We start from the raw sequence: 5,771 nt of genomic DNA, 5'->3' as shown, positions 1-5,771 counted from the left end.
GAAACCGCACATCCTATCAAGTTCCTGGACGTAGTAGAGCCGGCTTTGGGCGTTACTTTGCCCCTGCCGACACAAATAGAAAGCGTAATGAACAAAGAGAAAGTAAGTACCAAAATCAAGACATACGAAGAATTAAAAGCTTTCTTAGGATAGCCCATTCATTCCACCACACACCAAACGGCTGAGATTTATTTCAGCCGTTTTTTTTTTTGAGCTAATCCTGCTGTCCACTGTATCTGTGTGCCTGAACCCCAGGCACACAGGATGTCGCTTCCATCAGGGCTACGACAGCATCAGGATTTTCAAGAAACCTAGTTTTAAAACTACAGAGATATTTATTCTTACATCAAAGTTTAAGATATCTATTATTCAATATAAAATTTTAAAATGGTAAGAAAAAAAACATATATTTGAGAAATTATAAAGCAAAAAACTTCGTAAATACACCCAAAACTGGGTAGATAGTCGCTATTTTGTAGCGAGTATAAACGAATTATGTAGCATTTTAACTTACCAACGGAAAATCAATTTAAAAAACAATGAGAGTAATTTTAATATTTGCACCTTACATTTTAATTCCGCTAATTGTTACACTTCTTTTTAATCGATTTAATCATTCATTGAATAGTCTAAGTCAAACTTATTCATTAAATAGTTTAACTTATAGATTCACAGGATGGATTATTTTCTTTTATCCTTTTGTGTTTTTTTGGGCTGACAACTATTTCAATCCACAACTTCCAGTACCTAGATGCGGAAATCGTCAATTCGTTTTCTTTCTTTTTAACCTAATTATACTATTGCCGATTACATTATGGATTCAGTATATTTTTAATACAATGCTATTGACCGAAGAAAATACTGATTCAGAAGATGGGGAAATATAATTACAATGACATAGCAGAAATCGAAAAAACGCCACATAACAGCTACTACAACGGATTTGGGCAATTGGCTTAATGGAAAGTTGGTTTTGTATTTGGGATGATTTGGCAAATCCGAAGAATGGGCTTAATTTAGTCCCAAACCCGCTGTAGTACCAGAATGTTATAATTCATCATAAAACAACACTCCCAAACAAACAATATTTTTTGCCAATCAGAAAAATTTAATTCAGAAAATATTAAATTTAACTATCTAAAAAAGAACATCATGACAAATAATAAAGTTACACTTCACAGAGTTTTTTCGGCACCTCCTGAGAAAGTTTATAAAGCATTCACAGATGCTGATGCAATGGCTTCTTGGTTACCGCCTTATGGTTTTGTTTGCAAAGTACATAGTATGGATTTCCAAATTGGCGGAAAATACAAAATGTCGTTTACCAATTTTACTACGGGTAGCAGTCATTCATTTGGTGGCGAATATCTAGAAATTATACCTAATGAACGATTAAAATACACAGATGTATTTGATGACCCAAACTTACCGGGACAGATGATTACAACAATCGAACTCCGAAAAGTACTATGCGGCACAGAACTTTTTGCAACACAGGAAGGAATTCCTGATGTCATACCGACAGAAATGTGTTATTTAGGCTGGCAGGATTCATTAGACAAATTAAAACGTTTGGTAGAACCGAATATCCCGGATGCTTAACATAGTAATCTAAAAAAATTAAAAAAATGGCAAAACAAATTTTCATCAATTTAGCAGTAACTGACTTGCAAAAATCTATGTCCTTTTATACTGCATTAGGCTTTACAAACAATCCTCAATTTTCGGACGAGAGCGGAAAGTGTATGGTTTGGTGTGAAAACATTTTTGTAATGTTGTTGACACACGAAAAGTTTTCTGGCTTTGCAACCAAACCCATTGCAGACACTAAATCAAGCGTAGCAGGGCTTTTTTCATTATCGACCGAAAGTGTTGATGAAATGAACAGTATTGTGACAAATGGACTAAACGCCGGCGGAATAGAGCCGAGCGAAATGAAAGATTATGGTTTTATGCAACAGCGGACTATCGAAGATTTTGACGGACACACTTGGGAAATTTTCTATATGGATATGTCTAAATTTCCAACAGCATAGCAAGACAATATAAGAGCAGACCTCTAATCAAAAGCTACAAAATAACAGTCCGTTATCTTATAGCTTTTTTTATATAACTTTTTTACCGCTAAACTTCTCAATAAACGTGTAGCTCGCGTAAGGGATTGCGGCGGTATCTCCCGATTTAGAAAACAAGGCTTTTTAGCCGTAGTTTTTATATCGGGAATAAAGCCAAAAGCCCGACCCCAAAGCCAGCAGAAAGAGGAATCTGAAACGAAATTTTCTGCTTTGGGGTTACGCCCATATTATAAATACTGTAGGGGTTACAAAACCAATTCTTCAAACAAGCATTGAATTGTTTTATCCAAATCCGTAGATAAACCCGAATGTGGTCTGGAAGTCTGTATCGCCGAACTTCGGATAGCGGTCAACCAACGAAAACGGGATGGAATATCGAACTCGCCAATAGGTCCGCTGGCTTTGTCTCCGTGAGCGATTTTTTGAAAGGATTCTAAATTCAATTCGAGTTGTTCCAAATCAAAATCTTCCGAGAACAACAGCAATTTTGCTTCATTAACTGAATAGAGCATTTTTATGAATTTTGCTTTTTTGCAAAATAGAATTATGCCGACATTCAGGAATTCTTCTCGTTCTACCCTTGGCACAACTCGAATAACGGCATATTCATATAAGTTTTTCTCTTGCATTTTGGGCTTCATTTATAAAAATTTCTGAATGATTCAATCTCGTCCATAAAAACTGAAAATATACATCTCTGATTTCGTCTGGGGTTTGCTCGCTGTCTTCCCAATGGAGCCAATCTTCCGGTATGTAATCGACAATATCTTTCAGTATTTCTTTGGTAAGTAACTTTCTAAAAGCAAGATCAGTTGCTGCCAATTCGGTTGCTTGTGGCAATAACACATGGTCTTTTATCAGTGCGAAAGGACTTTTGGCATGCGTTTCCCAACTGTTCCAGGAATGATGAAAATATAGAGACGCTCCGTGATCAATGAGCCATAATTCTTTGTGCCAAATAAGCATATTGGTATTCCTGAACGTACGATCAACATTGGTAATAAAGGAATCCAACCAAACTATTTGTGAAGCCAAGTCCGCAGGCAGTTTGGTCACCACGGGATCAAAAGTAATAGCACCCGACAAAAAATGTAACGCCAGATTAAGTCCCTGGCTTCCTTGCAATAAATCTTGAATTTCCTCATCTCCTTCGGTACGACCAAAGGCTTCGTCGAGATTGGCAAACACCAATTCGGGCATTTTTAGATTTAGAACTCTTGCGATTTCACCGCCTATGAGTTCAGCAATCAAGGCTTTTACCCCATGACCAGCACCCCTAAATTTCAAAACATATTTAAAATCATCATCCGCTTCGGCTAGAGCGGGCAATGAACCACCTTCCCGCAGCGGCGAAATATAGCGCGTAACATTTACAGTTCTCAATTCAAGTGGTTTTCTCATAATATGATTTTACGAACTACAAACTTACAAATAACTATTTTCTTTAAGACACTAAGCTACTAAGAAACTAAGATGCTAAGATTTATGGAGACAGTTCAAACCCTTAAACATTCAGGAATCCAAACTCAAATACGCTTTCCCAATATTTGCAATAATATCCGAAGCAATAAAAGACTGATATCCCGTCTCGGGCAAAGCGATATCAGCAGTCAATCCGTGAAGATACACACCCAGAATCGCTGCATCGATCGGTTTATAGGATTGCGCCAAAAGACTAGTGATCATCCCAGTCAGGACATCCCCGCTTCCGGCAGTGGCCAAAGCCGCATTTCCGGTAGTATTTACATAAATCATTTCACCGTCAATAATGTAAGTTGGGGCACCTTTCATCACAATCACAACTTGGTTCACAAGCGAAAAAACAACTGTTTTACCAAACATTTCCTCTTTAGTATACCATTTCCCAATCAGTCGTTCCAATTCTTTGGGATGCGGAGTCAAAACCGTTTTGGGAGAAACCAATGCCACCCAAGATGGGTTATGTGATAAAATATTCAGCGCATCGGCATCGATAACCAATGGAAGACTTGTATTCGACAAAAAATCGTGAAGTGCTTTTTGAGTTGCCATTTTCTGTCCCATTCCTGGACCAATTCCTATTGCATTGACATCCAAATTCAAAGAAATCTCCGAAATATATTTTTCATGGTCATCCGTCACCACCATCACTTCCGGAATCGAGATTTGTAAAATTTCGTAACCACATTGAGGTACAAAAGAGGTTACCAACCCGCAACCTGTTTTCAACGCTGCCTTCGACGCCAAGCATACAGCTCCTATCTTTCCATAACTTCCTCCAATAATCAATGCATGCCCCTGAATACCTTTGTGGGTATATTTATCAATGATTTTGTAGCGTTTTAAAATTTCATTTCGGTCAATCGCAATAGGATTATTCATGAGTTGAATTTTTCTATTAAAAGTACGAAATTCTAAAATTCAAATTTTAAAAATTAAAATCTCTTTCGGTAGAATGGACCAAATAAAACGTGGTAATTTTCGTTTAAAAAAAGATAAAAAAATTCAAACATAATTACAATAATTTCTAATATAAATATCTACATTAGCTGAATCGCCCCAAAACAAAAAGAAAAAAATTTGATTTCTATTTTTTATAAAGTTCTTCAGAAAATTACTTATTGAACAATGTATTATAATATGAACCCAAATCTAATTTACTATTCTATCAAAAAAAAACCTAACATCAATAAAATATCAATTAAATAATGAAAAAAATTACTTTAAAAATACTACTTGTTCTTATTATTGCTCCAATGTTATTTATTAGTTGTTCGAAGGATGAAACTCTAAATGAGCCTTCTGACCCAACAGTAAAAGATCCAAGACTACCAAATCAAGAAGAATTCAAACCTGCCATACAATTAGTTCCAAAAACACTTACAGGGAGAAGTGCAAAAAAATCAACAACTCAACAACGTTTAATCAAAGAATTTAGTTTTGATGTTACTACAGATGATCTTGGGAATGAAGTTCATAATAATTCCATTGATAGACGCTATTCGTATGATTCAAAAGGTCGATTACATTCGGTAGATAGATATGACGATGATATATTCATTAGAAATATTACAAAATTCGATTTTGATGATGCTAACAAAGTAGTGAATACTTATTATTCTGACATTGATGCCCAAATTAATGAATCTGGTTATATTTCTAAAGTAATCGCTCCTAATGGAACAATAACTGATATTTTTTACGATGAAATAGGCCGTGATATTAAAGAAGTTGAAGTCGGAACATATACTCAAAGATTACAACAATTACAGCCTGACGGCACCTATTTAACATTAGCTGTTACCAAACCAAAAACTGCGACTTATTTGTATAGTTATATTGGTGATAAGGTTTTAGTTAATATACTAACTACCCAAAAAAATTATTCCAAGCCTATTACTATTGATGGCAACATTAGTTATGTTACTAAAGATAGAATAGTAGAAACAACTTATGAACTTACCGTAGATTACACTAAATCTGGTGTATATTCTAGCGAACCTATCTTTAGATGTTATATTTATAATTGGATGCACATTCTAGACTGGAAAATTAAATCGGTAACTGAAGGTGTAACTCTGTATGAAATCAAATATGATTATGATTACGTTTATGATACTAACGGATATTTGACAGAATCTAATCTTACCATAACTGATATAAATTCTTCTAACAAACCAACGCTTACGAGAACTATATATACATATGAATAACTAA

The 5,771-nt window shown here is 35.2% G+C and carries 7 protein-coding genes and 1 pseudogene; 5 read left to right on the top strand and 3 right to left on the bottom strand.

Annotated elements, in window-relative coordinates; all coding sequences use genetic code 11:
* The 4 genes and pseudogenes from VFS71_RS10755 to VFS71_RS10740 form a co-directional block, all read left to right on the top strand.
* Nucleotides 1–153, top strand: a pseudogene (locus tag VFS71_RS10755) (threonine synthase); the annotation flags it as partial.
* 386 nt (nt 154–539) lie between these two features.
* Complete coding sequence (locus VFS71_RS10750) at nt 540–887, top strand: hypothetical protein (protein WP_326401218.1); 348 nt, start codon at nt 540–542, stop codon at nt 885–887.
* A gap of 265 nt (nt 888–1,152) precedes the next feature.
* Nucleotides 1,153–1,602, top strand: coding sequence for an SRPBCC family protein (locus tag VFS71_RS10745; protein WP_326401217.1), 450 nt, complete (start codon nt 1,153–1,155; stop codon nt 1,600–1,602).
* Nucleotides 1,603–1,628: 26 nt separating this feature from the next.
* The gene (locus VFS71_RS10740) at nt 1,629–2,036 is read left to right on the top strand and encodes a VOC family protein (RefSeq protein ID WP_326401216.1); all 408 of its coding nucleotides are present in this window, start codon (nt 1,629–1,631) and stop codon (nt 2,034–2,036) included.
* A 284-nt stretch (nt 2,037–2,320) separates the two neighbouring features.
* On the opposite strand, the gene VFS71_RS10735 is transcribed toward VFS71_RS10740, so the two are convergent.
* The 3 genes from VFS71_RS10735 to VFS71_RS10725 form a co-directional block, all read right to left on the bottom strand.
* Nucleotides 2,321–2,704, bottom strand: a complete 384-nt coding sequence (locus tag VFS71_RS10735; RefSeq protein WP_326401215.1) for a DUF3037 domain-containing protein — start codon at nt 2,702–2,704, stop codon at nt 2,321–2,323.
* The gene (locus tag VFS71_RS10730; RefSeq protein WP_326401214.1) at nt 2,682–3,476 is read right to left on the bottom strand and encodes a HipA family kinase; all 795 of its coding nucleotides are present in this window, start codon (nt 3,474–3,476) and stop codon (nt 2,682–2,684) included. Before VFS71_RS10730 ends, VFS71_RS10735 begins: the two co-directional genes overlap by 23 nt.
* 111 nt (nt 3,477–3,587) lie before the next feature.
* Nucleotides 3,588–4,436: an NAD(P)H-hydrate dehydratase gene (locus tag VFS71_RS10725; RefSeq protein WP_326401213.1), complete on the bottom strand. Its 849-nt coding sequence runs from the start codon at nt 4,434–4,436 to the stop codon at nt 3,588–3,590.
* Between the two features lie 374 nt (nt 4,437–4,810).
* Between VFS71_RS10725 and VFS71_RS10720 the strand changes: the two genes are divergently transcribed.
* Nucleotides 4,811–5,767: a hypothetical protein gene (locus tag VFS71_RS10720; protein ID WP_326401212.1), complete on the top strand. Its 957-nt coding sequence runs from the start codon at nt 4,811–4,813 to the stop codon at nt 5,765–5,767.
* The last annotated feature ends 4 nt before the right edge of the window (nt 5,768–5,771 follow it).

This window comes from Flavobacterium sp. (assembly GCF_035760125.1).
In the GTDB taxonomy this organism is placed as follows: Bacteria; Bacteroidota; Bacteroidia; order Flavobacteriales; family Flavobacteriaceae; genus Flavobacterium.
The sequence above is the reverse complement of the archived record's forward strand: the minus strand, read 5'-3'. Positions and strand labels throughout refer to the sequence as shown.

What these genes read in the sequence shown, in the direction of transcription:
- VFS71_RS10735 (WP_326401215.1), bottom strand. Translation starts at nt 2,704, where the DNA reads ATGCAAGAGAAAAACTTATATGAATATGCCGTTATTCGAGTTGTGCCA.
- VFS71_RS10740 (WP_326401216.1), top strand. Translation starts at nt 1,629, where the DNA reads ATGGCAAAACAAATTTTCATCAATTTAGCAGTAACTGACTTGCAAAAA.
- VFS71_RS10725 (WP_326401213.1), bottom strand. Translation starts at nt 4,436, where the DNA reads ATGAATAATCCTATTGCGATTGACCGAAATGAAATTTTAAAACGCTAC.
- VFS71_RS10720 (WP_326401212.1), top strand. Translation starts at nt 4,811, where the DNA reads ATGTTATTTATTAGTTGTTCGAAGGATGAAACTCTAAATGAGCCTTCT.
- VFS71_RS10750 (WP_326401218.1), top strand. Translation starts at nt 540, where the DNA reads ATGAGAGTAATTTTAATATTTGCACCTTACATTTTAATTCCGCTAATT.
- VFS71_RS10745 (WP_326401217.1), top strand. Translation starts at nt 1,153, where the DNA reads ATGACAAATAATAAAGTTACACTTCACAGAGTTTTTTCGGCACCTCCT.
- VFS71_RS10730 (WP_326401214.1), bottom strand. Translation starts at nt 3,476, where the DNA reads ATGAGAAAACCACTTGAATTGAGAACTGTAAATGTTACGCGCTATATT.